This is a genomic window from Pseudomonas sp. B21-054 (genome assembly GCF_026016345.1).
Lineage (GTDB): Bacteria > Pseudomonadota > Gammaproteobacteria > Pseudomonadales > Pseudomonadaceae > Aquipseudomonas.
On record NZ_CP087204.1, the window covers coordinates 4,408,808 to 4,435,733 of the forward strand.

At 55.8% G+C, this 26,926-nt stretch carries 21 protein-coding genes and 5 pseudogenes; 12 read left to right on the forward strand and 14 right to left on the reverse strand.

All coding sequences use genetic code 11. The features are described 5' to 3' along the window. Window positions 1-67 precede the first annotated feature (67 nt). The 3 genes from LOY70_RS18960 to LOY70_RS18970 all read left to right on the forward strand — a co-directional run bounded on the left by LOY70_RS18960 (window position 68) and on the right by LOY70_RS18970 (window position 4,106). Entirely contained in the window at window positions 68-658 is a 591-nt protein-coding gene (locus tag LOY70_RS18960) for a fimbrial protein (protein WP_265028883.1), read from the forward strand. A 71-nt stretch (window positions 659-729) separates the two neighbouring features. Continuing rightward, window positions 730-1,467, forward strand: coding sequence for a molecular chaperone (locus LOY70_RS18965; protein ID WP_265028884.1), 738 nt, complete (start codon window positions 730-732; stop codon window positions 1,465-1,467). A gap of 176 nt (window positions 1,468-1,643) precedes the next feature. Next, the gene (locus tag LOY70_RS18970) at window positions 1,644-4,106 is read left to right on the forward strand and encodes a fimbria/pilus outer membrane usher protein (protein WP_265038122.1); all 2,463 of its coding nucleotides are present in this window, start codon (window positions 1,644-1,646) and stop codon (window positions 4,104-4,106) included. Window positions 4,107-4,114: 8 nt separating this feature from the next. On the opposite strand, the gene LOY70_RS18975 is transcribed toward LOY70_RS18970, so the two are convergent. Continuing rightward, the gene (locus LOY70_RS18975; RefSeq protein WP_265028885.1) at window positions 4,115-4,483 is read right to left on the reverse strand and encodes a type 1 fimbrial protein; all 369 of its coding nucleotides are present in this window, start codon (window positions 4,481-4,483) and stop codon (window positions 4,115-4,117) included. 289 nt (window positions 4,484-4,772) lie between these two features. On the opposite strand from LOY70_RS18975, the gene LOY70_RS18980 reads away from it, so the two are divergent. Then, entirely contained in the window at window positions 4,773-5,759 is a 987-nt protein-coding gene (locus LOY70_RS18980; RefSeq protein WP_265028886.1) for a fimbrial protein, read from the forward strand. Window positions 5,760-6,305: 546 nt separating this feature from the next. Here the strand turns inward: LOY70_RS18980 and LOY70_RS18985 are convergent. Then, window positions 6,306-6,716 (reverse strand): YybH family protein, encoded by a 411-nt coding sequence (locus tag LOY70_RS18985; protein WP_265028887.1) that lies wholly within the window; start codon window positions 6,714-6,716, stop codon window positions 6,306-6,308. A 211-nt stretch (window positions 6,717-6,927) separates the two neighbouring features. Next, window positions 6,928-7,077, reverse strand: a pseudogene (locus tag LOY70_RS18990) (transposase domain-containing protein); the annotation flags it as partial. A 163-nt stretch (window positions 7,078-7,240) separates the two neighbouring features. Here LOY70_RS18990 and LOY70_RS18995 point away from each other — a divergent pair. From LOY70_RS18995 to LOY70_RS19010, 4 genes and pseudogenes are all read left to right on the forward strand, one after another. After that, complete coding sequence (locus LOY70_RS18995) at window positions 7,241-7,813, forward strand: TetR/AcrR family transcriptional regulator (protein WP_265028888.1); 573 nt, start codon at window positions 7,241-7,243, stop codon at window positions 7,811-7,813. Further along, window positions 7,810-8,787 (forward strand): DMT family transporter, encoded by a 978-nt coding sequence (locus LOY70_RS19000; protein WP_265028889.1) that lies wholly within the window; start codon window positions 7,810-7,812, stop codon window positions 8,785-8,787. Before LOY70_RS18995 ends, LOY70_RS19000 begins: the two co-directional genes overlap by 4 nt. Window positions 8,788-8,947: 160 nt before the next feature. Further along, window positions 8,948-9,180: pseudogene (locus tag LOY70_RS19005) on the forward strand (IS21 family transposase); the annotation flags it as partial. Window positions 9,181-9,673: 493 nt separating this feature from the next. After that, the gene (locus LOY70_RS19010; protein ID WP_265028890.1) at window positions 9,674-10,315 is read left to right on the forward strand and encodes a dihydrofolate reductase family protein; all 642 of its coding nucleotides are present in this window, start codon (window positions 9,674-9,676) and stop codon (window positions 10,313-10,315) included. 371 nt (window positions 10,316-10,686) lie between these two features. On the opposite strand, the gene LOY70_RS19015 is transcribed toward LOY70_RS19010, so the two are convergent. From LOY70_RS19015 to LOY70_RS19025, 3 genes and pseudogenes are all read right to left on the reverse strand, one after another. After that, a complete protein-coding gene (locus tag LOY70_RS19015; protein WP_265028891.1) occupies window positions 10,687-11,043 on the reverse strand; it encodes a hypothetical protein in 357 nt (118 codons plus the stop codon). Window positions 11,044-11,080: 37 nt separating this feature from the next. Then, a pseudogene (locus tag LOY70_RS19020) lies at window positions 11,081-11,440 on the reverse strand (hypothetical protein); the annotation flags it as partial. Window positions 11,441-11,442: 2 nt separating this feature from the next. Continuing rightward, window positions 11,443-11,771 (reverse strand): annotated as a pseudogene (locus tag LOY70_RS19025) (DUF421 domain-containing protein); the annotation flags it as partial. A 379-nt stretch (window positions 11,772-12,150) separates the two neighbouring features. On the opposite strand from LOY70_RS19025, the gene LOY70_RS19035 reads away from it, so the two are divergent. Together LOY70_RS19035 and LOY70_RS19040 are read left to right on the forward strand one after the other, a co-directional pair. Next, window positions 12,151-12,441 (forward strand): type II toxin-antitoxin system ParD family antitoxin, encoded by a 291-nt coding sequence (locus LOY70_RS19035; protein WP_265028892.1) that lies wholly within the window; start codon window positions 12,151-12,153, stop codon window positions 12,439-12,441. 2 nt (window positions 12,442-12,443) lie between these two features. Continuing rightward, a pseudogene (locus LOY70_RS19040) lies at window positions 12,444-12,799 on the forward strand (type II toxin-antitoxin system RelE/ParE family toxin). 861 nt (window positions 12,800-13,660) lie between these two features. Here the strand turns inward: LOY70_RS19040 and norW are convergent. Together norW and norV are read right to left on the reverse strand one after the other, a co-directional pair. Further along, the gene (gene norW, locus LOY70_RS19045; protein WP_265028893.1) at window positions 13,661-14,794 is read right to left on the reverse strand and encodes an NADH:flavorubredoxin reductase NorW; all 1,134 of its coding nucleotides are present in this window, start codon (window positions 14,792-14,794) and stop codon (window positions 13,661-13,663) included. Then, on the reverse strand, window positions 14,791-16,233 hold the full coding sequence (gene norV, locus LOY70_RS19050) for an anaerobic nitric oxide reductase flavorubredoxin (RefSeq protein ID WP_265028894.1): 1,443 nt from the start codon (window positions 16,231-16,233) through the stop codon (window positions 14,791-14,793). Before norV ends, norW begins: the two co-directional genes overlap by 4 nt. A gap of 158 nt (window positions 16,234-16,391) precedes the next feature. Between norV and norR the strand changes: the two genes are divergently transcribed. Continuing rightward, window positions 16,392-17,915 (forward strand): nitric oxide reductase transcriptional regulator NorR, encoded by a 1,524-nt coding sequence (gene norR / locus LOY70_RS19055; RefSeq protein ID WP_265028895.1) that lies wholly within the window; start codon window positions 16,392-16,394, stop codon window positions 17,913-17,915. A 769-nt stretch (window positions 17,916-18,684) separates the two neighbouring features. Then, window positions 18,685-18,999: a c-type cytochrome gene (locus LOY70_RS19060; RefSeq protein WP_265028896.1), complete on the forward strand. Its 315-nt coding sequence runs from the start codon at window positions 18,685-18,687 to the stop codon at window positions 18,997-18,999. Window positions 19,000-19,068: 69 nt separating this feature from the next. On the opposite strand, the gene LOY70_RS19065 is transcribed toward LOY70_RS19060, so the two are convergent. From LOY70_RS19065 to nosR, 6 genes are all read right to left on the reverse strand, one after another. Beyond that, complete coding sequence (locus LOY70_RS19065; RefSeq protein WP_265028897.1) at window positions 19,069-19,581, reverse strand: nitrous oxide reductase accessory protein NosL; 513 nt, start codon at window positions 19,579-19,581, stop codon at window positions 19,069-19,071. A gap of 23 nt (window positions 19,582-19,604) precedes the next feature. Next, on the reverse strand, window positions 19,605-20,435 hold the full coding sequence (locus tag LOY70_RS19070) for an ABC transporter permease (RefSeq protein WP_265028898.1): 831 nt from the start codon (window positions 20,433-20,435) through the stop codon (window positions 19,605-19,607). Further along, a complete protein-coding gene (locus LOY70_RS19075) occupies window positions 20,432-21,355 on the reverse strand; it encodes an ABC transporter ATP-binding protein (protein WP_265028899.1) in 924 nt (307 codons plus the stop codon). The genes LOY70_RS19070 and LOY70_RS19075 overlap by 4 nt, the downstream gene beginning before the upstream one ends. Further along, window positions 21,352-22,644, reverse strand: a complete 1,293-nt coding sequence (locus LOY70_RS19080; protein WP_265028900.1) for a nitrous oxide reductase family maturation protein NosD — start codon at window positions 22,642-22,644, stop codon at window positions 21,352-21,354. The genes LOY70_RS19075 and LOY70_RS19080 overlap by 4 nt, the downstream gene beginning before the upstream one ends. Window positions 22,645-22,673: 29 nt before the next feature. After that, window positions 22,674-24,611 (reverse strand): TAT-dependent nitrous-oxide reductase, encoded by a 1,938-nt coding sequence (nosZ, locus tag LOY70_RS19085; protein WP_265028901.1) that lies wholly within the window; start codon window positions 24,609-24,611, stop codon window positions 22,674-22,676. A 76-nt stretch (window positions 24,612-24,687) separates the two neighbouring features. Further along, window positions 24,688-26,877, reverse strand: a complete 2,190-nt coding sequence (gene nosR / locus LOY70_RS19090; RefSeq protein ID WP_265028902.1) for a transcriptional regulator NosR — start codon at window positions 26,875-26,877, stop codon at window positions 24,688-24,690. Between the last annotated feature and the right edge of the window lie 49 nt (window positions 26,878-26,926).

Below are 26,926 nucleotides of genomic sequence, written 5' to 3' on the forward strand. Positions count from 1 at the left end.
CCCTGACAAGAAACTAAATTATCCCGGCGTTTAGAACGCAACATATCTCCAACATATGGATATTTAAATGAAGAATATTTCTCTGACACTGCTGACACTTTCAATGCTCGCCGTCGCGGGTCAATCGTTTGCAGCTGATCCGGTAACTCCAACCGCGGCCGGCAGTGGCACTATCAATTTCAGCGGCATCATCAACAACGATGCCTGCTCCATCGAAAGTGCCGGCCTGAATAAAACCATCTCGGTACCCATGGGTGAAGTGTCCATCAAGGACATGGGGACCGCTTCAGCGCCAATAGGCAGCGGCAAGTTGAGTGCAGAGAACTTCGACATGAAGATCAACTGCAACGCCGGCACCAAGGTGGCGATGCTGTTCGAGCCTACCAAAGGCGCGGGGTCGGGCATCGTGACCGGCACCAAGGTTCTCAAACTGACTGATGGTATAGGTGCAGCCAAAAACATCGGTATCGCCCTGCTGAATGCTAATGGCGACCAGATTGACCTGAGCTCCCCAACTGCCGCAAGAATCGAAAACACCCTGCAGGACGGCAGCGCGACCCTGAAGTTCTCCGCTGCCTACGTCACGACTGCCGATCCGAAGACCGCCGTAGCCGGTCGCGGCGACGCCACCCTACCGTTCACCCTGCAATACGAGTAAGGGCTGGACGGGGCTGACATTGCGCGGGACTTCACGGTCCCGCCTTTCTTTTCAATTTCAGGCATCTAGTCATGTTTAACCGACACTTCCTATCGTTGTGCGTGGGTTTGCACTGCGCACTGCTCGCAGCGCAGGCAAGCGCCGGCATCTCGCTGAGCGCGACCCGCCTGGTGTTCGACGCCGAGCACAAAGAGGTGAGCATTAAAGTACGTAACAATGGTGACGACCTGCTGATTCAATCCTGGATCGACGGCGAGTCCGAGAAAGCGCCAGTCCCTTTTGCCGTAACACCGCCGCTGGCAAGGATCATGGCCAAGGAGCAGCAACTGCTGCGGATTATCCATGAGGGCACCGGCATGCCAACCGACAAGGAATCGGTGGTATGGCTCAATGTTCAGGAGATCCCCCAGGCCGCCAAGACGCCGAACACGTTGCAACTGGCGGTACGCCAGCGCATCAAGGTGTTCTTCCGCCCTGTCGGCCTTGCGTCAGAAGCGTATCTGGCGCCTGAACAACTGTCGTGGCGACTGGGCGAGCAGCAAGGCCATGCGACATTGACGATAAGCAATCCGAGTCTCTATCACGTTTCATTGTCGGAAGTGGCCGTTCGTTCAGGCTCCAGCACGGAACACCCGGTGGACTCCATGATGATTGCGCCTGGCGAGACCAAAACGCTCCCACTTAAACAAGCGACACATTCGAACTACTCGAGCGTCAACTTTTCCAGCATCAACGATTACGGTGCGCAAGTTCGCTATGCAGCGACTTTCACCAGTGCATCGGCCGTCAATGGAAAAGCAGTGCAATAACGATCGCCGTACTCGCAGCAGTTCCCGACGCTCTCCGATTTCAATAACGAACCTTAACTTCTGTCGTCCGTAGCGATATAGGGCTGGGCATGTCTTTATTCCCACGCAGCAACTCCAACTCCCCGACAAAAACGACGCCGTCCATTAACTTTGGTCTTAACGCGTTATACCTGGCGATGTTGGCAGGCCTGACCCAGCTCGCAGAAGCTGGCGACCCGGCAGTTCCAGAACCCTTTCAAGCCAGCCAGTTCAATACCTCATTCCTGCAAGGCGCAGCCTCCTCCGTGGACCTGGATCTGCTGCTCTCGGCCAACAGCGTTTTGCCAGGAAATTATCGGGTGGACGTCTACAGCAACGACGTACTGGTCGGCCGTCGCGATATCGATTTTCGACGCTCTGCGAAAACCGGAAAAGTGGAAGCCTGCCTGACCCTGGAAACCTTGCAACAACTGGGAATCAACCTGAACCGGCCCGAAGTGGCGGACCGGCTCAAAGGCGCTGCACCGGATGCCTGCCATGACCTCCCGGCCCTGGTCGACCAGGCGACCGTCAACTACGACCCCAGTCGCCTGCGGCTGTCGATCACCATTCCGCAGATCGCCATGCAACGAGGCATGCGCGGTTATGTCGATCCCGCGCTGTGGGACGCGGGGGTGCCCGTTGGGTTCATCAACTACCAATTGAGCAGCAATCGCAACAGCACCGACAGCGCCACGACGATTTCCAATAACCTGGGTTTGCGCAATGGCATCAACCTTGGCGGCTGGAGGCTGCGCAACGAATCCAACTTCAGCAGCCAGACCGGCCAGCCGAATACGTTCACCAGCAACCGTAGCTATGTGCAGCATGACGTCACGGCCCTGAAGGGACAATTCAGCGCGGGGGACATTTTTTCCGACTCGCAGTTGTTCGACAGCGTCAGGTACCGCGGGGTGATGTTGAGCTCCGACGAGGGCATGCGTGCCGACAGCGAGCGTGGCTACGCGCCGATCATCAGAGGCGTTGCAGAAAGCAACGCCACCGTGGAGATTCGCCAGAACGATTACATCCTGTACAGCACCAACGTGCCGCCAGGTCCTTTCGAGATCAGCGATATCTACCCCAGCGGCTCCAACGGTGACCTCCAGGTGACGATCATCGAAGCGGACGGTCGACGTCGTGAAACCCTCCAGGCCTTCTCCAGCCTGCCGATCATGGTGCGCCAGGGACAGGTCAACTACAGCGTCTCGGCGGGTCAGTACAAGAGCAACGCCGAGGGCCTGGCATCGCCGCAAATGCTCAGCAGTACCCTGGCCTATGGCCTGAGCAGCAACACGACCGGCGTCGTCGGCGTACAGGCCACCGATAACTTCAGAGCGCTGTCCATTGGCCTGGGTCGCAATACTTCCTGGGGGGCCGTGTCGTTCGACCTGACCCATTCCTCCAGCCAGTCCCACGACTACACGACGCAAGGCAATAGCCTGCGAATGCTCTACGCCAAGACCTTCAGTGGCACCAACACCAACTTCACCCTCGCCGCCTACCGTTACTCGACCGAGGGTTACCGCACGCTGACCGAACATATCGAGGATCGGAGCTACGCTGAACAGCGTCGCGGTAACTCCAAGACCCGCACGGACCTGACCGTCAGCCAGAGCCTGGGCCGCAACCAGCAATTCGGAAGCCTTTACCTGAACGCCACCGACCAGCGTTATTGGGGACAAGGCGGATCCCAGAGCTTGTCCGCCGGCTACAGCAATAACTGGGGTGACCTGACATACAACCTCGGGGTGACCCACACCCAGGACGTGGGAAGTTTCGGCCCCTCGAACAACGATACGCAGATGAACCTGTCGCTGTCGTTTCCCCTCGGCTCCAAACCACGGGCACCCCGCGCGTATCTCTCGGCCACCAGCCAGAAATCCGGCGACAGCACCCAACTGGGCGTAAACGGCTATCTATCGGAAAATAGCGACACTTATTATTCCGTACAGGCAGGCAACAGCATCAGCGGCAATTCGGGATCGGCGAATATCAGCATTCGAGAACCCTTCGTGGACATCAACGCGGGCTACAGCCAGGGGCGCGGCTACACCTCGCAGAACCTGAACCTCGCTGGCTCGGTGGTGGCCCATGCGGGTGGGATCAACCTCGGGCAGACCCTGGGTGAAACGTTTGCATTAGCCGAGGTGCCCGACGTACCCGGAGGTGTCAAGATCAGCAGTTTCAGCGGAACCGAAACCGGCCGCAACGGCTTTGCGGTCATTCCCAACACCCAACCCTACCGGGTGAACTGGATCAGTCTCGATACTCGCGATCTGGGCGCCGATGTCGAGATCGAGAACGCCACGCAACAGGTCGTGCCACGACGCGGCGCAGCCGTACTGGTGCGCTACGCCTCGCAAACCGGTCGACGAGTTCAGTTCGAGTTGTTTGACGCCATGCACAAGCACCTGCCGTTCGGCGCGGTGCTGGAAGATTCAAGCGGTAAACAGATCGCGATGGCCGATCCTTCCGGCAAGGCCCTGGCCCTGGTGCAGGACCAGAGCGCCACGCTCACGATGAAATGGGCGGACAAGCAATGCCAGGCGAGCTACTCCCTGCCCGAGCGCGACAAGGCCCTCAACTACGAGCGGGTCGAGCTCAAATGCATGCCCTGACCGGCGCCTTATGGCGTCGTCAGCGTCACGAGCCAGGTACCATTGAGCACAGGCTTTCCGGCAGCGTCCACCAGGGTGTAGCGCTGATTGTAATAAGACTCGTCCGGTCCGCTGTCTGCGGTCAGTCGTGCCGAGACACCGGGCGTATGACTGCCCTGGCCGCCCATGTGCGTGACATTGAGGGTAGTGCCGCGGGCAGCATGCGGGCATTCGATAAGTTCGATCGCTACATCGGGGTTCATGTCCGTTCTGCACCCCGGCTCGACGATGCTCCCAGTGAAACGGATAACGCCTTCGGTTATCGCCGGTTCAGCCTGGCACGCCCCGTTCAGGGCCACCCACACCGACACGCCCATCACTACCTCTTTAACGCCCATAGCGACTGCTCCTTGGCTTGAGTCATCAAGGTCTATGTCGTCAGCGGCAGAGGGATCTTGAGTGTTGTGAAAGAGCTCGGGGCCACCGTCCAAGCGATTCCGGCCCCAGCGCAGGCGCGTCCACCCGATCGGTTCGGTGTTGCGGACATGGCGTATAGGAATCTTCCTATTCCAAAAGCCGGCGACAGATTTTATCGTCAAATCCAGATAATCCTGTTCCAGCCCCCGTCAACCTTCAACTTCACATCGATCCCCGCGAAGCGCCGCATCCACCCAGAGCAAGTGTTGAATGAATCCAGGAAAAATAATACTACCTATCGTGTTCTTGGCCTTAACGAGCCAAAAAGCAGCGGCAGCCTGTTCGTTTGTAAAAGGACACGGACTGACGACCATGCAGTTCGATTTTCCACCGACGCTATCGGTGCCTCGGGATGCACCCAATGGAACGGTACTTTATGAAACGCCGACAAAAACCTTGCAAGGCGTAAACAGTTCCTATACGTGCCCATCGGGATATACCTATGGCATCAAAAACAGCCTTGGGACTACGACACCCGGCAACAACATATTCCCGATAGGCAATACAGGCATCGCCTGGCAGTGGATACGCGTCGATCTAAACAGCCGCGCGGCACGCGGCTACCCCAACATTGATTCAGGGCCCTCCAGCACTTGGGGGTGGAATGGTACCCAACACGCGCTACGCCTGATAAAGATCGCCGACACTCAGGGCGAGCTGCTGAAGATTCCTTCGGGCATCTTTGGCTATTACTACTTCGACAGCATCACGCCTATGGCGATGAGCGTGACAAGTAGCACATCCATCGTTGCGCAATCCTGCGACACGCCAGACGTGTCCGTCGACATGGGCAAACACAAGCTCAGTTCATTTCCGGAATATGGTTCGCAATCCACCCCGGTCAATTTCAATATAAGGGTCAACAACTGCCCCAAGGGGATCAACAAGATCACCTATACCCTGGCTCCGACTCCGAACAGCCCGGCCTGGAACGCCAGCCTGGGTATCGTCAACCTCAATGGCACCTCGACTGCCAAAGGCTTGGGGCTGCAAATACTTGGCGATAATCAACAACCGTTGGAGTTCAACAAAAGTTATGTCCTTGGCGAGTCCCCGGCAGCAGGAGGAAACTTCAGTATTCCCCTTACAGCGCGCTACTTTCGAGTCTTGCCGACAGGAAATAACGGGATACTCGATCCTGGCTTGAACGCAGGAACTGCGAATGCTGACATCTGGTTCATCATGAATTATCTGTGAAGGGACTTCGTGCCCGGCACGTTCAGCATAAGCACGGCTAGCCACCTTTACTCACACTGATTGGACTGCCTTAAGCCTCAGTTGAGCGGGAGAGCCTTAACCCTTCCTCCAAATCGATAGTCCCCGCGCTTTTCTTTAGGTCTCTCCATATCCCTCGCCTCCTCCCGGGTGTTGGTCAGCGTAATGAAAAGGTGACACCGCTCCTCCAGATAGCGTTGACGTCCGCTTTCAGTCTGCAAGTCATAACCGAAGACGGAGGCGAAAAGTAAATATGCTTGAATGCATCCGAGCCCTTCGCGAGGGGCGCAAAACACTTCGTCATAACAGTCGACGTGTAGCAGGATTGATCGCCCTTGATCCATGACGAAGCAGCCAACTTCAGACTCTGACGGATGTGCCCACTTTGTCCGACTGCTCTGTGATCCGCATGGACTCCATCTGGCTGTAAGCGTCTGGCAGACACACCTTTCTGATAACTAAACTGCCACCCTTCGTTTGTAGGTGATGGAGCATACTTACAGGGGTAGGCACCACCCGTTTGATGTCCTACGATCCGACGTCGCTATCGAGTAGCGTCGTCCCATAGGAGTTGTCCACTACGCATAGCCACTTTTCCGAGATTTTTCGAAACACATAGGTCGCCCTGCGCGAAATCTCAGTTTTGACACCGGCTTGATCCGTGGCCTGTAGCAGGGTCTCCATGATAACGAGAGCCACATCACCTCCTTGTATAACCTGCATCTCCCCCTGTGTGACAACGATGCTGTTGTTGAAATGCTCCGCAATGGCGACAAAAGCTCGGCGGATGCTCTCTTTGCCTGCGACGGTCACTCCTGGTTTGACCACGAGACTGGCGTCATCCGCATAAAACTTCGTCAGTTCGTCAAAGTCTTCGGCTGTGATGGCTCGATCAGCGGCCTCGATTGTCTCTTTGAGAGTTCGGGTAAGTGTGGCCATTCCTGTGCTCCTGGGTGAACCTCAGAGGCAGGAATGAACAACCCCGCTTCTGAGGCGGGGTTTTGGCATACGTGCGCAGTCCCACCACCTAGGGGAAGGTGGTAATAATTGAATGTGCGAAAAGGAAACAATAACTGTTCATGGCATGAATCTGTTGCATAAAGCCAAGAAAATCAACTGATACGATCCTGTATTGACACACCGTTTGCCACTACGCCGGTCGCCACTGATCGGGTAACAATCGACTCATCTCACTTGCCCGCTGCGTCGGCAGACGCGTCAGAACGTCCTTCAGATACGCATACGCATCGTGACCAGTCAGTCGCGCTGACTGGATCAAGCTTATGATCGCTGCCGCCCGTTAATCGCTGCGTAACGAACATCCTGATTGGCCAAATCCTCAATTCACTGCCCGGAGGCACGCTGCTTGTGTCGTAGCGGCCATGATTCAGGTCGTATTTGGACGCGCCAAAATCTTACCGGTCAGTATAGTCAGCTCCGTCCCTATGCCGGAGTGCCTTGAATTGGACAATACCCGTGAACGCTTGATTGATTCCGCGCTGAAGCTGTTTCTGTCACAAGGTATATACATGACTGGTGTGATGGCCATCGCCGCGATGGCGGGTGTCACCAAGATGACGCTCTACAGCCATTTCCCTTCCAAGGATGCGCTGATAGTGGCTTGCCTTGAGGAACGTGACCGACGCTGGCGTGAAGAGGTAGCGCGCACCTTGGCAGGGCATCCTGACCCGGTCAGTGGCATGCTCGCTTTTTTCGATTTGTATCAACGCTTTCTTTTGCAAGATAGCGAGCGCGGGTGCCTGTTCGTCAACAGTGCGGCTGAATTTCCCCAGTTTAGCCACCCTGTGCATTTGGCAGTTAGCAGGCACAAGCAAGGGATACGGGAAAATCTTACTGCCTTGGCCATGAGCGCCGGTATAAGCGACCCTGACATAGTCGCTGAAGGGCTGTTTATCTTGCTGGAGGGCAGCTTTGTCAGTGGCGCCATGGGCCAGGACGTGCGGGTATTCGACACCGCTCGACACGTAGCTCATTGCTGGATCCCGAAGCAGGGCCAGCAGGAGCAGAACGTATGACCTTAGGCTTATTGGCGGCCATTGCCGCCACTTTTTCATGGTCGCTGCTCTACATTTTTCCGGGTTTGGTGGGCGATTACAGCCTTTTTGATCTGGCTGTGGTGAGCTATGCCTTTGCCGGTTTAGGTAGCCTGCTCGTGCTTTTTTTTTACCGTATCGAAGTGCGGCGTTTACGACTGAGTGACTGGGCCTGTGCCGCACTGCTGGGTTTCTTAGGGTACATCGGCTACTTCTTCCTGATCACCACTGCGGTCTTGGCAGCTGGGCCGGTGATTCCTCCGGTAATGATGGGGTCAGTGCCGATCGTGCTCGCTATTGCTGGCAACATGCGAAGCTCCAGCGTGCCCTGGCGCGCCATTGCCGGGCCGCTGTTGGTAGCGGCTTTGGGCATAAGCTTGGTCAACTTGAGCGTGTTTGATTTTAGCAGCTCAACGGTGGTGCTCCCGACCGATTCGATTCTGCTTGGGCTGCTCGCATCGTTAATGGCAATTGGATTTTGGACTGGTTTTGGATTATTAAATGAAAGTGCTTTGGCTCAACGCCCAAGCATATCTCCCATGCTATGGTCAGCCATGCTGATCTTCATGTGCAGCGTCGAAATGCTGGCCTTCATCCCAGTGGGGCTGTACTTGAAACTATCCCACTTCGCTAGCCATCCGAGCGGGTTAGCAGGTACTCAGGCTCTAATAGTCTGTGGGTTAATTCAGGGGCTGGGGGCTACCCTTGCAGGTGCTTGGGCATGGTCAATCGCAACTCGGCGTCTACCTCTGGCGCTAAGCGGGCAATTGATCGCCAGTGGAACCATTTATGCAACTACGATGGGCCTGCTCATCAACCAACGCTGGCCCTCTCCTATGGAAGCGCTTGGGACAGGGTTGCTATTCGTAGGGGTGGTTTGGGCTATTCACGCCTTTTATCGCAGACAACCACGCCTCGCAACGCGTGGTGGGGTAACTGACCTTGGCCAAAACTAATCCGACTGCGCCGGTATGGGCATTTCAGGTGTCCACTTTGGATTGATTTGGCATCATTGCCCTGAGTGCCGGAATCGGGAAGATGTGTTTGGTGAACGGTTACCTTCTGCACACTTTCCGAGCAGGAACACAGGTGATCAGCACGGAAAAGTTGTGAAAAATCCGGCGGATATACTTCCGCGACAAACTCTCGCTGCACAGATAGCCAAGCGTACCGGGCTGTCGAGAAACACCGTTCGAAAATAGGTCTGCGCGCCCGAAGTTACTCAGCCGACGTACCAGCGGTGCGCGACCTTCAACAAACTCAGCCCCGTCCACGACCCCCTGGAACAGGCGCTGAAAGCCGAGTCGTTTCGGGCAAAGCACAATCGCAGAAGCGCCAAAGCACTTTTCGGGTAGCGGTAGGGATGGCAGTTACCCGCCAGCCCCGCACAGATCCGTACGTGCGGAACTACCGCATACGGCTCCAGCCTCGGGTGTGTGACGCGAAGCGATCCTCAGGGTAAGGATGTGCATTTCTGGGTCTAGGTATGTAGAGGTCAGCAAGGCGTCCGTAGCGTGACCATTGAAGCCGATTACGCTGGCTGCGACGTTTGAGGGCTTGCCGCCATAGGCGACATACCGCCGAACGAAAACCACCAGACGTCTCAGGTTTTCTGGCACCGCGTGGTAAATGAAGTAGCCCCTGACCACCCGAGCCTTTACTCACGTTGACCCTGACCATCGGTAACGTTTCGTCCTTATGCAGCAAGGGCTGGACTATGCTGAAAGCAATGGTGCAGGACTTGATCCATGTGCGGCGGGCCGTGCAGATTAAGAAACAAATCACTTGCCTAGTGTTGAATCCAAATATGAAAGCAATTACCAATAAATAGGGAGCAACTCAATGGCAGTGCGTGCCGATCTTCTGATCTCGCTCGATGGTTTCGCAACAACGACAGACCAGACACCTGAAAACCCGTTCGGCAACGATTGGTCTCGCCTTGTTGGCTCCTATGTAGCAACAAAAACGTTTCAGGAGCGCGTGCTCAAGGATATCAGCGGCCAAGGCACCACCGGGGTTGATGATGAGTATGCGAAGGATTACTTCGCCAACATTGGCGCCGAGATCATGGGAGCAGGCAAGTTCGGACTTCACAACTTTCCCAACGATCCGAACTGGAAGGGATGGTGGGGAGACGAACCACCCTTTCACTGCCCGGTTTTCGTCCTGACACATACGCTGCGTCCATCAATCGAGATGGCTGGAGGCACGACGTTCCATTTCATCGCAGAGGACCCGGCCGATGCGCTGCAGCGGGCCGTTAATGCGGCAAAGGGGAAGGATGTTCGTATCGGTGGTGGGCCAACCGTGGTTCGCGATTATCTCAAGGCCGGACTTGTCGACCGGCTCCATGTCGCCATTACTCCGATCCTCTTAGGGCGGGGCATACGCCTCTGGGACGAGTTGCGTGGATGGGAGGCCGGCTACACCGTCAGAACAGAAACGGCAGAAAGTGGGACGACGCATCTTACTTTCCAGCGATAAGCGCCGACGTTGGTTTTCTGTAGATTCATTTATGTAGTCTCATTCCATCTGGCGGTCTAGAGAGAGCCCCCCAAGGTTATAGAGTGGTCTAAGGTCGGCCGCGCAATCGGCAACGTGCGCAATCAGCAAAGCGGTCGGATCAACCCAATCAGCGACTCACTTCTCTAACGTAGGCCTGATATACCGAGGCCGGGTGCTCAATAACCGGGAGCAGGCCTCCACGACGCTGGATCCGACAGAAATCCAGAGCCAGATCAAAGGTTGCACGCATCAAGCCACAAGCCGTTACACCCACCAATGCCGTTGTCGAACTGAAGCAGGCCTCGATCATTGGCGGATAGTCCCTTGCATACCGAATGGAGGATGATTGTTCATATTTCCGAGAGCTTTCGAAATCTCACTGCACGGTCGACGCTGTTGACCATCTGGGATGCAGCATGAATCGTCAAAGGGTGCTGGGTAAAACCCGGTCTAGGCCGAATGTAGCCAGCCATTTCACGCGCGACCGTAAGCTGTTGATCCGTCCCTTGGGCGAGCAACGCGATAACCAGATTTTCCAGAGCAATTACACGAACACGAAGGTGAACCAACTCGGTATTTGATAATTCAGGAAGCTCATGGGTGCCTTGGGTGGGAAAAGCTGTTGATGGGTCTTCAGCGTCCCATCTCGAAAGCGTCATCTGAAGTTGTTGTGCAACAACCGACGATGGGGTCTTGTCTTTAGGCATAAGAGGATTCTCCAAAGAGAAGGCGAATTGTGGAGGTTCAACCCATCACCAGCCTTTTGATCCCCTTCACGCCGGGCAACAACTCCGGTCTGGGCAACAAGGCGGATTGACACGCGCCAAATACCGCAGGCAGATAGTTTGCTGCCTGCCTGTGGATGGTCAAACAGAAGGAATAGATGCCTTGTAAATTAGCTCCGGTGACTGCCTGGCGCATGTCTTCTACACCATAACTACCCTCATACTGATCGATATCATTAGGTTTGCCATCAGAAATCAACAATAGCAGACTATGACTGCTGGCTTCGCACATCAGTAATGTGCTGGCGCGGCGCAGGGCAGCCCCTGCCCGGGTGTAGCGTTCCGGCTCGAGTGCGGGAATGCGCAGTCCGACTTCGTTGCCAGCCGCGCATGCTTGAGGCGCTCAGCGAGTACTTGGCCGTCTTCGGCCACGATCGTCGGTCCGCCCCATCCAGCCCCCGAGAAAAACAGCGTGAGCGCTGTTTGACCAACGAGAAACCAATGTCGATGGCGATCAACGTGACAATGACCAGGACAACGTTGGTCAACAAAAAATCATCGCCCAGCAACGCCTGCTGAGTGGCCTAGCCGATCACCATCAATAGCACCAGGTCGAAGGTAGTGAGTTCCGCCAGGGAGCGCCTGCCGGCGATCTTGAACAGAATCATCAACACGAGGTAAATGGCGGCTGCGCGCAATACCGAGTCCATGAGTGCCCCACGGATAAATGAATTGTGAGAAACGCACGGACGCGCTGGTGGCCACCTGGTGTCGAAGCGGTCCACTCCGTCGCTGCGCAAAGTCAGAGACATTACGTTTGGCCATAATTGTCGCTGAGCAGTCAAAGCTTCATATCCTCCCCGGCGGTACTGGCCTTAAGGGGTTACGGCTGCAGCATTTCAACATTGAAGCCGCGCAATAATTCGCCACTGAGGGCTACCTCTAGGGGCTCGCGCGCTTTTCCGTGCAAACGGATGACTAGCACGGAACAGTTCGTCAAATACAAATCCCGAGCGATGCGTCCGCGGGCAAAATGGCATAATATGCCAATAGTCGAAAGATTCTCTTTGCCCAGAGCTGGAGCTCATTATGGCGACGCGAAACGTTGTGCTCACCCCTCACCAGGAACAGGTTATCCAGAACCTGGTGCAGTCCGGCCGTTATCAGAATGCCAGCGAAGTGATGCGCGAAGGTTTGCGACTATTGGAACAGCGCGTCGCCGAAGACACCGCCAAAATTGAGGCCCTGCGTCAGGCGACCTCGATCGGAATCATGGATCTTGAGCACGGGCGCTTTACTCAGTTGAACGAAGGGAATCTGGAGCATTTCCTTGAGGGATTGAGCCAGGAGGCCACCCTCCCCGCGCGCGAGAAACACTGAGCATGCCGCAATATCGGATTTCCAACGCGGCGCGCGCCGACATTGTCGACATCCTCAGGCTCTCGCAAACGCAGTTCGGTGATCAAGCACGCCAGCGCCACCAGGCGCTGATCCTCTGCGTATTACAAGCTATCGCCGACACGCCCATCGCATTGGCAGCCACGACCGCGATGAGCTTGCATCGGGCCTTCTCAGCTATCACCTCATCTATTCACGCCAGCAGGCCAAACAAACCCATGGAACGGTCAAAAGCCCACGGCATATCGTGTTCTATCGTGTGGCAAACGACGACGTGATCGAGATCATCCGACTCCTGCATGATGCCATGGATGTGCAGTTGCACATGCCTAACGATTGAACGAGCTGAATGATCCACCGAGGAAATGCTTTAGCGCCTAGCGCATCTAGCCGCCAAGGCATTTTTCAGGCAAAAAAAAGCCACTCATCTGAGTGGCTTTTTTCTGAATCTTGGAGCGGGAAACGAGACTCGTATCTGGCGTCCGACCCATTGAAATCTATAGGGTTTCTTTTCTTGCCAGGGCAGGAAAAGACTTAATTCTGGACTTGTTTTTAAAGTACTTCAACGGTCAAAAGGGGTTGATTCCAAGCTGCGCTACTGGATTACATCCGTAGCCAATTGGACGAACGCGCGCCGCCGTTACGAACGGTGAGCCTACCAGAACGGTAAATAACATGATGCAACGCCTGACCGCGCCCAACCTCAATACATTCCCAAACCCAGTGGGCGCGGCTCGTGTTCGATGAGTACACAGAACTTTATGGCGCTGCGCTGGGCTCAACGATTGAGGAATTGAGCGGCTAGGGTGATGATGAAACTCGGAACCCACCGAACCAAACAAGAACCTGCTGCTCCATCCGCGCCTTCTGCCACTCCCGGCACGAAACGCAATCCGTTCGGCCTAGCCTAGGCTTAGAACTGTGCTCTCCTGTTTTCGAAGGCTGACGAGGCCCACATCAAGCGGTACAGCTGCATTTTGCTCGGCAACTCTTGATAGTAAACCATGCCAACGCAGGTCAAGGCCGAGTTGCACGATATACAAGTCGCGATCACACAACTCCGGCTTTTGTTCGGCAAAACGGTCTAACGTCAATTACTCAAAACCGATCTGGCGATTGCAGACTTGGCGTCGACAATAAGTCTAGGAAGAACAAAGCACTCAGCTCGATTGGTTGATCCGGTGAGCCCTGCCGATTTTATTTACAACGAGAGTTGCCGTAGTAATGTAAAGGCCTGCTTCATTTGGTCTTCACTGACGACGAACGCCCGTAGCTGCCCTGCCATGTCCAGCCCTTTGGCTACCAGCCCCTGTGCTTCAAGGTTGATCTGCCATTGCAAGTCCTTCCGGTTGGTTTCTCCGGCCAGATGCAGCTGCATTTCCGGGGTCTTGATCTTCACCAGCATCGCCGGGAACTTCACTTGCTCATCGCCACCCAGCACATTACTCGCCAGGGTCATGGCGCTTAACTGAATGGGTTGTAGAAACGGCAGCAGCTTGCCCTGGATTTGCGCGCAATCGCCAACGGCAAATATGTGTGGGTCAGAGGTGCACATGCGTTCATCAACTTCAATGCCACGATCAACCCGTAGGCCAGCCTGCGCCGCTAACGTCGTATCAGGTTTCAATCCGATTGAGGCAATGATCACATCGGTGTTGATTGGCCGACCATTGGACAAAGTCGCCAACAGGCTATCGTCTCTCTTTTCAATGGATTCCAAAGCCTGGTTGAACACCATTTCCACCCCCATCTGGCATAACCGATGCTGCAAGCGGCTACTCACCTCAACAGGCAGCAACGATGCCAGCAGGCTGCAGGACTTATCCATCAGTACCACTTGCTTTCCGGCACGATTGACATCCATTGCCAGTTCACTGCCAATCAAGCCGGCTCCCAGAATCAGTACACGCTCTGCCGCTCTCAGAGCGTGTTGTGCATGACGGTATTCTTGCTGACTATTCAAAGTCACCATCCACTCCCGTCCGGGAATTGGCGGAACGATGGCTTGCGCACCCGTGGCAAGAATCAGTTTGTCGTAGCTGAACGCTTCACTGCCGGCGCTGACACGCTTGTTTTCGCGATCAATTGCAGTCAGCTGGCAACCAGCATTCAGGGTTAACCGATACATCTCGGCAAACTCCGCCGCAGACTGACGAGTCATGTCGTCCGCTGTCTGATTGAGACTGATGACGTGACTCAGGTCGGGCTTGTTGTACTCATCGCAACTGTCTGCAGCGATCAGCCGAATGGGCACCGCTGCATCGAGCCTGCGCAAGTTCTTGACCACCTGACGAGCAGCGAAGCCGGAGCCGACAATGACGATTTCCTTGTTCATTTCGCCTCCGAAGCAAGCTCATCGAATACCGATTTACCCAGTGAACATTCCGGGCAAAGGAAGTAATCAGGCACATCACACCAGGCCGTACCGGCCTGCACATCCTGCATTGGTTCCCCGATCGCCGGGTCGTAAATCCATTGGCAGACACTACACTGCATGCGCGGGCCGTTGTCCGCGATTGGTTCTGCCTGGGCAGTTGCGGCGGTGGCAGATCGTGCGACTTGTGCTTGCGTCGATGGTTGCAGCGCCCATTGCCGAGCAATTTCGCGGCCATGAGCTCGGCAAACCTCAAGCGAGTCACCGTCTGGCCGCCACTTGGCTTTGAGCGTCAATGTGGTTTCAAAACCAGCGTCCATCAAGCGTGTCTGAATACGGTCTACCGCCCCACCATTCCAGCCGTAACTGCCAAACGCCGAAGCCTTTTTGTTACGAAAACGCAGCCCGGTTATTTCCTCCAGCAGGGCGGCGACTTTCGGCATCATGACGTTGTTCATGGTGGACGAGCCCACCAGAACACCTTTTGAGCGGAACACGTTGGTCAGAATCTCATTCTTGTCGTGGCGCGAGACGTTGAAAATCTTCACCGCCACACCCGGATCAACTTCGTGAATGCCTTGTGCGATGGCATCGGCCATCATGCGGGTGTTGTTCGACATGGTGTCGTAGAACAGTGTGATGCGGTCCTCTTGATAATCCGCTGCCCATTCCAGATAGCGGTGTACAATCTGCGTCGGATTATCACGCCACACCACGCCATGCGCAGTGGCAATCATATCGACCGGCAGGTTGAACCCGAGGATCTCAGTAATCTTAGGAATGACCAGGCGACTGAATGGCGTGAGGATGTTGGCATAGTAGCGTTGGCACTGATCGAACAGTTCGTTTTGATCCACTTCATCATTAAACAAGTGTTCGTCACAGTAATGTTGGCCAAAGGCGTCATTACTGAACAATACGGCATCACCGGTCATGTACGTCATCATGCTGTCCGGCCAATGCAGCATCGGAGTTTCCACGAAAACCAGCTGTTTGCCATTACCGACATCCAGGGTGTCGCCGGTATGTACAACGTGGAAATTCCACTCTGGATGATGGTGATGACCGTTGATCGAATCCACGCCATTGGCGGTGCAATAGATCGGCGTATTCGGGAGCAGCGACATCAGTTCTGTCAGCGCCCCTGCATGGTCCTCTTCGGCATGATTGATGACGATATAGTCCAGCGTGTTCAGGTCGATTTCCATCGCCAGGTTCTGTATGAACTCCCGGCTGAACCTGTGATCAACCGTATCAATCAGCACGGTCTTTTCTTCACGGATCAGGTAGCTATTGTAACTGCTACCTTTGTGGCATTTGTATTCTGTGCCATGAAAGTCCCGCACCTCCCAATCGCGCTGACCGACCCAATGGATGTTGTTCTTGACGAGAATTGACATAACCTACCTCGGTAAAAAATGATGTTCTACACCGAAGATGGCAATGTTCGTGCCAGACAATAAGACATTGATTTTAAAGGACAAATAAAACAACTATTGTCAATATGACATTACCCGTTTACTGTCTTTATGACTAATCATTGTCAAAGTGACAAAACATGAGTCTGTCCGTTGAATCCTTGGCGCGCATCGCTATTCAGTTGCAAAGCGGCATTTCCCATCAGGATCGCTTTCAACGTCTAATCAATACCTTGCGCCAATTGCTGGGTTGCGACGCTTCTGCCTTGTTGCGTTATGAACAGCGACAGTTCCGTCCGCTGGCGATTGACGGCCTGGCACCGGATGTTCTGGGACGTCGCTTCAGCCTTGATGCGCATCCGCGACTGGAAGCCATCGCTCGCGCCGGTGACGTGGTGCGCTTTCCGGCAGAAAGTCATTTGCCTGATCCCTATGACGGACTGATACCGAGCCGGCAGGACCTCAAAGTGCATGCCTGCATCGGATTGCCGTTGTTCGCGGACCAGACACTGATTGGTGCGCTGACGATCGATGGCATGGACCCGGCACAGTTTGATCACTTCAGCGACGAAGAGCTGCGAGTGGTGGGAGCCCTCGCATCTGCTGCCTTGGCCAATGCATTGCTGGTGGAGCAACTGGAAAGTCAGACAATAACGCCTCTTTCCATTAGCAATATCCCGGCGGGCAAACCTGGCACCGAAATGGTCGGGCTCAGCGAAGTCATGCGACAGTTGAAAAGAGAGATCGAAATGGTGGCAGGTTCCGACCTGAACGTCTTGATCACTGGAGAAACAGGAGTCGGCAAGGAACTGGTCGCCAAGGCCATACATGAAGGTTCATCACGCGCCGGTCAGTCTGTGATTTATCTGAACTGCGCTGCGCTACCGGAATCAGTGGCTGAGAGTGAGTTGTTCGGCCATGTCAAAGGGGCTTTTACCGGTGCAATCCATCATCGCACCGGCAAGTTCGAAATGGCTGATAACGGCACACTGTTTCTCGACGAAATCGGTGAACTGTCACTGAATCTGCAAGCAAAACTGTTACGGGTATTGCAATATGGCGACCTGCAACGGGTTGGTGACGATAACGTCTTGCGGGTCAACGTACGGGTACTTGCCGCGACCAATCGTGATCTGAAGCAGGAGGTGCTAAACAATCGGTTCCGTGCAGACCTGTTCCACCGTTTAAGCGTATTCCCTGTACATGTACCACCCCTGCGCGAGCGTGATCAGGACATCACGTTGCTAGCGGGTTTTTTCTGCGAGCAGAGCCGGGAACGCATGGGATTGAAACGGGTGGCTTTGGCTGCCAACTGTCTGTCGTTGCTCAAGCAGTACACGTGGCCAGGAAACGTTCGCGAACTGGAGCACGCTGTTTATCGGGCGACGATCATTGCTCGTGCGACCCAGCAAAGTGACGAGCTACTGCTTGAAGCACAGCATTTCAATCAAGTTCCCGAGCAGATGGTGGCGCCGCCTGTTGTCCTGGATGTTCCTTCCCTCGGCGTTGACCAAGGTCTGCGGGATGCGACGGATGACTTCCAGCGTCAGCTGATTGATAACACGCTGAATAATTGCGCAAGGAAATGGTCTGCCTGTGCTCGAATGCTGGATATGGACGTAGCTAACCTGCACCGACTGGCGAAGCGGCTTGGTTTGAAATAACACTCACGGCCGATCAGGGCTCAATTCAACCAGAACCAAGCATTGATCGACTGGCCGATTGCAGGTCAGTCAAGGCCCGCTACCGACACCGGCAATGCTCCAGCACCTCCTACCCGGACTCCGACGATATTTGGCGCGCCCTGCAGAACTCGATTTAATTTAGCGGTTGCACCCAGGAGCCTCCTACGGGAGGAAGGGGGTGGCAAGGGGGGTGGATATGATTGACTCCGAGCTCCTCATAGTCACAGCAACAATCATTTCAGCAACGCCATACCTCAATGATGTTTTCTTTCTTTTCGAGAACCTATTTTTAATTTAATCAACGCGGATATATTGCCGAGCGTACACAGGGCTTTTCTGACGTCCAGCATATCCTCCACGCCCTATTTAATTTCAAATACATTTTAGCGACTTACACAACACAAACTTAAAGAAAGGGCCATGAAGATAAATATTCAACACTCAACCCCGGGAGTTGCGAATACGACACACTTAGCATGCATCAGTTAATTATCCACCGGCGACAATTAACCACACGCCCTCCAATACATCCTGATAAAATTGAACGATTGCCCAAAATGGCAAATCTAAAAATCTAATAAAGGTGAAAAGAGCGTTTTTTCCACAATTCGGCTCCCCACCGACAATCAACAGCACATGAAGAATGTGAGTACCGGTAAATTCACCCTAATAATATTCAATGCGATGCCTGTTGAATAAACCGGAAGCGGGTCGTTTCGAATCTGCTTCGTAGTCTGAGGTAACACTGATGAAAAGGATTCTTGTTCCACTGCTGGCCCTGGGTGCCGCGCTGACGTTGCAGTCAGCTCAAGCCGTTGATGGCGAGGCGCTCTTCAAGAGCAAAACCTGTGTTGCCTGCCATATGGTCGACGCCAAAATGGTCGGTCCAGGTTACAAGGAAGTGGCGGCCAAATACGCTGGCCAAGCCGACGCATCGGCAACCCTGGTCAAGAGCATCAAAGAAGGCAGTACGGGCAAATGGGGGCCAATCGCAATGCCGGCCAACCAGGTGACCGACGAAGAAGCGAAGACCTTGGCCGACTGGATCCTGACGCTGAAGTAAGAGAGCCCAATAAAAAACACCCACACCGCAGAAGCGAGCCCGCTCTCTTCTGCGAACCGGGTCGCTCAGCTACATTGTCGGGGTTTGCTGTAAAAGCGCCAGATCGATATCCTCAAAACGCAACACCCTGCCGCCCTGCTCGCTGGCCAGATTGCGTGCGGTGGCCTCCTCGGAAAATGATGCCAGAACTACACCCATGGAACCTTTAAGCTGAGTGCCGACGACATAGTAGGCTTGGGTTGCATCAATCAGAAAATGGTCGTCGGGTTTCTCCCATGCACTTTTCCCCATGTCGTGCACATACAATTTTGCCCCAGTGTGGTGATTCTCCGGTTGAAGCCACCATCCGAGCATTTCCGCAGTGGAGCAAAATTTCTTGATTGTGCCCTTTTCCACGACCTGACCTTTGGGGCCCGGAAAGTCGGTGATGACCATCCCGCAGACATGACACTCGTCACTCTGATGGTAGGCCACGGGTCCAAGGGTTTGCTTTTCCTCTGCGCGATCGTTGCACGCCGCCAATACCAAACTGGTAATGATGACGACCAGGACACGGGCCCCGGTTAGGTACAAAGTGTTCATTTGAATCTCCCGAGCTTGGAAAATCAGGTCAGCCGACGGCGAAACATCCAGTAAGCCAACAGCAACAGAACGCCGACCCACAGCAGCAGGCAGCCCCACAACATTAAACCCGGCACCGGCAGATCACTGCTCAACGCCATAAGGCCGACGGCATTGCCGCTGCCCTCGAAACCGGAAAGGTTGATCAAGCGATAGACGTCAGTCGGGTTGAGCAGCAATAACCAGGGCAACAGGTCCGGGTTGAACCGGCCTTTACTGAGGACCAGCAACGCCAGCAGCACCAAGTCAAACACCAACACGAAGAGGAACCACACCCCCAGCGCCATTCCGGCTGCGCTGGATTTTTCGCTGGCCTTGCTGCTCAGCACGTAAGCCAGCGCCAGGAACACCCAGCCCAGCAGCGTGGAGGAGACCATGAAGCGACCGAAGGCCCAGAACAGCATTCCCAACTCGACATCATCGACTAGCAAGGCAATGGCCACGGCGGCACAGCCAAATCCGATCAGCGTGGCCAGCGCCAGGATCAGACCGTGACCGACAAACTTGCCCAACAGGATTTGTCCACGCCCCAAGGGGTAGGTCAGCAACAGCATCAGCGTCCCGCCCTCGTCCTCGCCGACGATCGCGTCATAGGCCAATAGCAAGGCAATCAGCGGCACCAGGAACGTCGCCAGGCTGGCGAGGCTGGCGATGGTGGACGGAATGGAAGTGAAGCCCACTTGCCCGGAAGCCGCCGCACCGAGCCAGGCGATACCCACCGCCAGAATGGCGAACAACAGGCTGATTGCCAGTAGCCAGCGATTGCGCAGCCCGTCGCTGAACTCTTTACCGGCGATACTCCAGATCTGCATCATGGCTGGGTGCCTTCTGTGCCGGTGGTCGCACGACTCATGTAGTAGCCATAGAGGTCTTCGAGGGACGGTTGCAGTATCTCGATGTCCTGCGGTTGATCCTCGTGGAACAACTGGCGTAGTAGATCAACTTTGTAGCCATTGACAGCCAACACCTCGATCCCGTTGCCGCCCACCGCTGTGGCGGTGTGCCCGGCGGCATTCCAGCGCTGCAACCATTGCTCGCGTCGGCAAAGACCACTGGCCCGGATCCGCGCCGGCAAGTCGGCGTCTTCACGCAGTCTGGACAGACTCCCGATCGCCTGTAAGCAGCCATTGGCCAGGATGGCCGCACGGTTGATATGCGCTTCGACACCTGCCAACACATGGGAACAGAGGATGATGCTCGCGCCCTGTTGGCGCAGACGGTCGATCAACAGGTAAAGTTCTTGGGTGGCGATAGGGTCCAGCCCCACCGTGGGTTCGTCCAACAGCAACAGGCGCGGCTCGCCGAGCACCGCCTGAGCCAGGCCCAGGCGCTGGCGCATGCCCTTGGAATAGGTTTTCACCCGACGGTCTGCGGCCCCCGCAAGCCCGACCTGCTCGAGCAATTCGTCCACTTGCTTCAAGGCGGCTCCTTTGAGGCGGGCGAAATACCGCAGAGTTTCGCGGCCACTGAGCTGCGGGTAGAACGTCACGTTTTCCGGCAGGTAACCGAGTTGGCGACGCACGTCGGCTTGTGCGGGTCGGCAGCCGAGTACGTGCACCTGGCCGGCGCTGGCCTTGAGCAGGCCAAGGATCAATTTCATCACCGTGGTCTTGCCCGCACCGTTGTGGCCAAACAAACCCAGCACCTCGCCTTCGCCCAGACTCAGAGTCAGATCGTGCAGCACGGTCATGCTGCCGTAACGCTGGCTGACCCCATCGATTTCGACGGCGATCATAAGGTCGGCCGCTGTGTTTGGGGCATCGTCGGAAGGTTCATCAGGGGGAAACTGTCTTTTACCCCCGGTGATTTCGTCACGGGGAAACTGCTTTGAACCCAACGCAATAATTGAATGCTCGGGCTATTCATCAACAGACGGACCTGCGGATACAGCCACAGCAGACGGTCGACGTTGTCGTTGGGTTCGTAGATCACGTCGCCCACCGCATCGTTATTGCGATCCCAACCCAGGTAATCGCTCCAGTAATTGCCCCGCCCCTCGGCCGACCATTCCTGCAAGCGGGTGGCGACGTATTTGACTTGCTGCTGATTGTCGACGAAGGCGTTGTCGGCGATCCGGTTGTCTTCGGAGCCTGCGGTGAGGTGAATGCCCACGGCACTGCGCTCGAAGTGGTTGTGTTCGATGACATTGAACAGCGAGTTGTAGATAAACAGCGCCTTGCCTTCGGCACCGCTGACCATACCGCCATCGGCGGAACCGCTGCGCACGTCGCTGACGAAGTTGTCGCGCAGCTCGGAATAGGTGATGTAGTTCATCAGGATGCCATAGCTCTCGTCCTGCTCGGAACGGTTGCCAATCACCGTCAGCTTGCGGCTCTGCATCAAGGCATAACCGGTGCGTGTCCGGCGGGTGGTATTGCCGAGCAACTGGTTGTCGTTGGCGTACATGTAGTGCACGCCATAGCGCAGGTCCTCCAAAGTATTGCCCTGCAGGAGGTTGCCGTTCGAGGTATCGATGTAGATCCCGTCCCGGGTCTGTCGCACGTGATTACCGATAACCTTGGCGCCGTGCACGGCATACAGATGAATCCCATTGCCGCGATCCTGGGAGCGAATGCTCGGATCGCCTTCGATATCGTTGTCAATCAGGCTGACGTCGTGGGTGCTATCCACCCAGATGCCGAAGCCTGGTCCTTTCATGCGGTTGTTGCGTATCACCGCACCCCGGGCTTTGGGACCGATGAAAATCGCTGAGTTCATGGCCGTCATGTCGCGCCCCCAGTCGAGCAATGTGCAGCCCTCGATCCGCACGTCGGGAGCGCTGATGAACACAGCGTTGCCCTGCCCCTCGCTCTGGATCACCGCGCCCGGCTCACAGATAATCTGCATCGATTGATCGACACTGAACGAGCCGCGGTATTCCCCCGCCGACAGGTGCCAGCGTTGCTCGGCGTCCAGCTTCAACGGCAGCGTGGTGATGGGTTGTACTGCCGCCAGCGCGCTGCCACCTGTCAACAGCGACGCCAGCACAATGACCTTCATCGGGGTTGGCTTGAATGGGGTCATTGGCCTGCGCTCCTGACGATAGGCAACGATCAGACTTTCTCCACCAGCATGCGGCCGACCATTTCCATGTGCAACGCATGACAGAACCAGCTGCAGTAGTACCAATGCAGGCCGGCCTTGTCGGCGATGAAGGTGATCGAGGCCGTCTGTTGCGGACTGATCTCCATGCTCACGCCATGGTTGGTCATGACGAAACCGTGGGTCACGTCTTCAATCTTGTCGATGTTGGTGATGGTCACGGTGACCTCGTCACCCTGTTTGACGGTGAACTCCGGCAGACCATAGGCCGGGGCCATCGAGGTCATGTACACCCGCACTTTCTTGCCGTCGCGTATGACCTTGTTATCGGTTTCCAGCTTGATCCCATCCTTGGCAGCAATCGCTACAGTTTCGGCGAAAAACGGGTCGTTGCGATCCCAGATTTTTTTGGTCCGGATCTGGTCGCGACGGGCCATGACGCAGTCGTGAGGTTCGGCGAAGGCCGGGCCGTCGTGCACCAGTTTCATCTCGTCGCCGGAGATATCGATCAACTGATCGTTTTCCGGGTGCAGCGGGCCAGTCGGCAGGAAGCGGTCCTTGGAGAATTTGCTCAGGACCATCAGCCATTTGCCGTCGGCCTCGCTGGTTTCGGTCAGCGAGGCATGGTTGTGGCCAGGCTGATACTGCACGTCGAGTTTTTGCTTGATGTAATTGACCTTCTCGCCGGTGTAGGCGCGAACGGCTTCGTCCATGTTCCACTTGACCACCTGGCTGTCGATAAACAGCGTGGTGTAGGCGTTACCGCGACCGTCGAAGGTGGTGTGCAGAGGACCCAGACCCAGTTCTGGCTCGCCGACCACCGCGTCACGCGGCTCCTTGAGTTTGTCGTCAAACAGATCGTCCAGCTTGGCGGTGGCGATGATGGTGCAGGTCGGCGAAAGCTTGCCGGCGGCGATGAAATACTTGCCGTCGGGCGACATATTGATGCCATGCGGGTTCTTCGGCACCGGGATATAACGGGTGAATGCGCTGTCCTTGCCCTCGGTTCTACGACCGTCGACCACCGGCACTTTCGAATCGCCCAGCGTGATGAACTTGCCGGCCTTGATCGCTGCCTCGATGCGCGGAATGTTGAATACCACCACCCAATCGCGCTCGTTGCGCATCATGCCGCCCAAGTCGTAGGCCTTCTCCGAGTTGTAGCAAGTCGAAGCCGCATACTTGCCGGTGTAGTCGGCATCGGTGTTGTCCAGGTTGCCCTCGACGATGACCTGGAACGCCATCTCCATTTTCTCGGCATCAATGGCATTGAACATGGTGTAGCTGTTCTTGTCCTGGAGGTCGAAGGTGCTGCCGTCATTGGGGTGAGGAATGACGAATTCGGCGTTGGCGAACACGTATTTGGTGTGCGGCATTTTCTGGAGACGCAAACCGTGTACGGCCTGCACATTCGGTACAGTGATCATCTTGTCGCATTTCATGACATCCAGGCGGATGCGCGCGACCCGGCTGTTGGCCTTGTCGTTGATAAATAGGTACTTGCCGTCGTACTTGCCGTCGGTCATGGACAGATGCGGGTGGTGGCAGTCGCCGTTCTGGAATTTGGCGCTGTCGCCCATGATCCGTTTGCTTTCGTTAGTCAGGCCCCAGCCGGTGGCGGAATCGATGTTGAACACCGGAATGCGCAACAGCTCGCGCATCGACGGGATGCCCATGATCCGCACTTCGCCCTGGTGGCCACCACTCCAGAAACCATAGTAATCATCCAGATCACCCGGCCCCACGTGGACCTTCGATTGCGCGTCCTTGGCCGCTGCCGCCCAGGTTTCACGGGTGAATACCACGCTACCAAGGGCCGTGGCGCCGGCCAACGCGACGCTGGCTACGGCACTCGTGCCGAGGAAACCGCGACGGCTCAGGCCGGTCGATTCCGTCTCCTGCTTTGCTTTCACGGTTTCATGATCGCTTTTCGACTTGTTATCGCTCATGGGTGTTGCTCCATCGGGGGCAGATATGAAAAAGCTCGGTCTTCGAGTCTTGATACCTCGTTTGCAGCGAGGTGGCTCAGGGCTCGAACACTTGCACAACAGGAATCAACTCTTCGCGATCCAGCACTGGCGCAGGTTTGTTCCGCGTTTTGCGCTTGTTCTTGATGACCAGTGGCGGGCATTTGTTTTCGTTGTGATAGGTCATCTGGCAATCGAGGCAGTAGTGACACTCGTTGGCGTTGATATGGCCGTCCGGGTGGATTGCCTGGATTTCGCATTCCTTGGCGCAGAGCTGGCAAGGGGTACCGCACTCTTTTCGGCGTTTTAGCCAGTCGAACAGCCGCAGCTTGGTCGGAATCGCCAGCGCCGCGCCCAAGGGGCAGACGTAGCGGCAGTAGACCTTGCGGGTAAAGATATTGATCACCAACAACGCCACCGCGTAGGCCACGAACCACCATTGGCGATCGAATTTAAGGGTGATGGCGGTCTTGAACGGTTCCACCTCGGCAAATTGCTCGGCAGTGGTCATCGACTCCAAAGAGATGCCGAACAGCAGCAGCAGGATGATGTACTTGATCGCCCACAACCGCTCATGGACCGCGAACGGCAACTCGTATTGCGGAATCTTCAGCTTGCGCGCGGCTTCGTTGATCAACTCCTGCAAGGCGCCGAACGGGCACAGCCAGCCGCAGAACACACCACGGCCCCAGAGCAGGATGCTGGCGGCGGTGAAGGTCCAGAGGATGAAAATGATCGGGTCCGTGAGAAACAGTTCCCAGCGGAAGTTCTCGAACAGGGCATGGACGAACGTCAGCACATTGACCACCGAAATCTGCCCAAGGGCATACCAGCCGATGAAGACCACGGTGAAGACCAGATAAACCCGACGCAGCCAGTGGAGGAAGCGTGGGTATTTGGTAAAGGTGTCCTGCAGGAACAAAATCACCATCAACACGGCAAGGGCCGTGCACAGTACCCCGATCTGAAACGCTTTCTGGTACCAGATATTCACCCAGGTCGGCCGGTTGGCAACCTCGATGGCGGCCAGTTCTTCGGCAGTGGGCGGTGGCCGCAGGAGGTATTGCTCGGGCATCTGGTAAGACAGCTCGAAGCTACTGAACACGCCGCTGACTGCGCCTGTCTGACGACGTACCAGCAATTCCAGCGACCAGGGCGATCCCGGATCGAACCGGGCCTGTTCACGCACAATGAAAATCGACATTTCATCGAATTCCGGCATGCCCTTGGCAAACACGTCGGAGAGCCGCTGGTGGTCCATGTCGCGGAAACTGATGACATTGCCGAACTGGCGCAATTGCACCCGATCGAAAATTCCGCCGCGCACATAACCCGAGCCCTTGTAGGAGAACAGGCCGCGGCCCAACACCGCGACGGCCTGCTCGCCCGGCTTGAGATCCTGCATGAGGAAACGGTATTGATTGTCGCCTAACAGGTTGCGACCGATGGCTGGCGGGTTCAAATCGGCGATGTACAGCTCAATAAAGGTGTCATCGACTTGATCGGCGGCGGCGTTGTCGATACCTTCGGCTTCGGTGCCCTTGAAGGCGGCATCAACCTGGCCACGGGTCAAGTTCAACCGGCGCACCGCGCCGTTACCGGTCAATTGCTCCCAGGTGGCGGGTTCGTAAAAGTCCTGGCGCACAGTGGCGGGCTTTTGTGCTGCGCCGGCCCTGTCCTCGATCAGCTTCAGCGATACGGCGACCTTTTGCGCGGCGCGCATGATGATCTCATTGACCACCATGACGGTCACCGTCGCGCCGGAAATCCCATCAACGGTCACCGCCTCTAGATCACTGGACCGACCAACGACCACCCTTCGGTCGGCCTTGACCCCTTTGTATTTGGCATCGAAGGCATGAAGCTTTTCCACGGGAATGCCGATCAGCAGAATCGGCTCATGGTGCTCCAGCACATAGGCATCCTGGATGACGCCGTGGGTATCGAGGATGACCTGCATGTTGATCGGTTTGCCCGAGTAAGCCGGAATATCCACCACGTCCTGACTCTGGAACACGTAACCGAGCACCTCTTTGCCGGTGCGGATGGTGCGAACCTTGAACTCACCGTCAGGCTCGGAAAGTCCATCGCTACCGGGAAATATGGCTTCTACACGCTGCTGCTCGAGCCCGCCATAGTCCTTCGCCTGTAATCCGAAAAAACCATCGAACACCAGGCACAATAAAATGATCAGCCCATAATTAAATGGACGCCGGACACCGGGCATTGGGAGTTTGGAAGCACGCATGGGTTCGCTGAGCGATCGACCTCTGAAAAACACCCGTCGAGTAACGATT

Bases quoted from the DNA above. Each gene is read 5' to 3' on its own strand.
- LOY70_RS19060 (WP_265028896.1), top strand. From the start codon at position 18,685: ATGAAAAGGATTCTTGTTCCACTGCTGGCCCTGGGTGCCGCGCTGACG.
- LOY70_RS19010 (WP_265028890.1), top strand. From the start codon at position 9,674: ATGGCAGTGCGTGCCGATCTTCTGATCTCGCTCGATGGTTTCGCAACA.
- LOY70_RS18980 (WP_265028886.1), top strand. From the start codon at position 4,773: ATGAATCCAGGAAAAATAATACTACCTATCGTGTTCTTGGCCTTAACG.
- nosR (WP_265028902.1), bottom strand. From the start codon at position 26,877: ATGCGTGCTTCCAAACTCCCAATGCCCGGTGTCCGGCGTCCATTTAAT.
- LOY70_RS18975 (WP_265028885.1), bottom strand. From the start codon at position 4,483: ATGGGCGTTAAAGAGGTAGTGATGGGCGTGTCGGTGTGGGTGGCCCTG.
- LOY70_RS18960 (WP_265028883.1), top strand. From the start codon at position 68: ATGAAGAATATTTCTCTGACACTGCTGACACTTTCAATGCTCGCCGTC.
- LOY70_RS19015 (WP_265028891.1), bottom strand. From the start codon at position 11,043: ATGCCTAAAGACAAGACCCCATCGTCGGTTGTTGCACAACAACTTCAG.
- norV (WP_265028894.1), bottom strand. From the start codon at position 16,233: ATGTCAATTCTCGTCAAGAACAACATCCATTGGGTCGGTCAGCGCGAT.
- LOY70_RS18970 (WP_265038122.1), top strand. From the start codon at position 1,644: ATGTTGGCAGGCCTGACCCAGCTCGCAGAAGCTGGCGACCCGGCAGTT.
- LOY70_RS18985 (WP_265028887.1), bottom strand. From the start codon at position 6,716: ATGGCCACACTTACCCGAACTCTCAAAGAGACAATCGAGGCCGCTGAT.
- LOY70_RS19000 (WP_265028889.1), top strand. From the start codon at position 7,810: ATGACCTTAGGCTTATTGGCGGCCATTGCCGCCACTTTTTCATGGTCG.
- LOY70_RS19065 (WP_265028897.1), bottom strand. From the start codon at position 19,581: ATGAACACTTTGTACCTAACCGGGGCCCGTGTCCTGGTCGTCATCATT.
- LOY70_RS19035 (WP_265028892.1), top strand. From the start codon at position 12,151: ATGGCGACGCGAAACGTTGTGCTCACCCCTCACCAGGAACAGGTTATC.
- nosZ (WP_265028901.1), bottom strand. From the start codon at position 24,611: ATGAGCGATAACAAGTCGAAAAGCGATCATGAAACCGTGAAAGCAAAG.
- LOY70_RS19075 (WP_265028899.1), bottom strand. From the start codon at position 21,355: ATGATCGCCGTCGAAATCGATGGGGTCAGCCAGCGTTACGGCAGCATG.
- norW (WP_265028893.1), bottom strand. From the start codon at position 14,794: ATGAACAAGGAAATCGTCATTGTCGGCTCCGGCTTCGCTGCTCGTCAG.
- LOY70_RS19070 (WP_265028898.1), bottom strand. From the start codon at position 20,435: ATGATGCAGATCTGGAGTATCGCCGGTAAAGAGTTCAGCGACGGGCTG.
- LOY70_RS18965 (WP_265028884.1), top strand. From the start codon at position 730: ATGTTTAACCGACACTTCCTATCGTTGTGCGTGGGTTTGCACTGCGCA.
- norR (WP_265028895.1), top strand. From the start codon at position 16,392: ATGAGTCTGTCCGTTGAATCCTTGGCGCGCATCGCTATTCAGTTGCAA.
- LOY70_RS19080 (WP_265028900.1), bottom strand. From the start codon at position 22,644: ATGACCCCATTCAAGCCAACCCCGATGAAGGTCATTGTGCTGGCGTCG.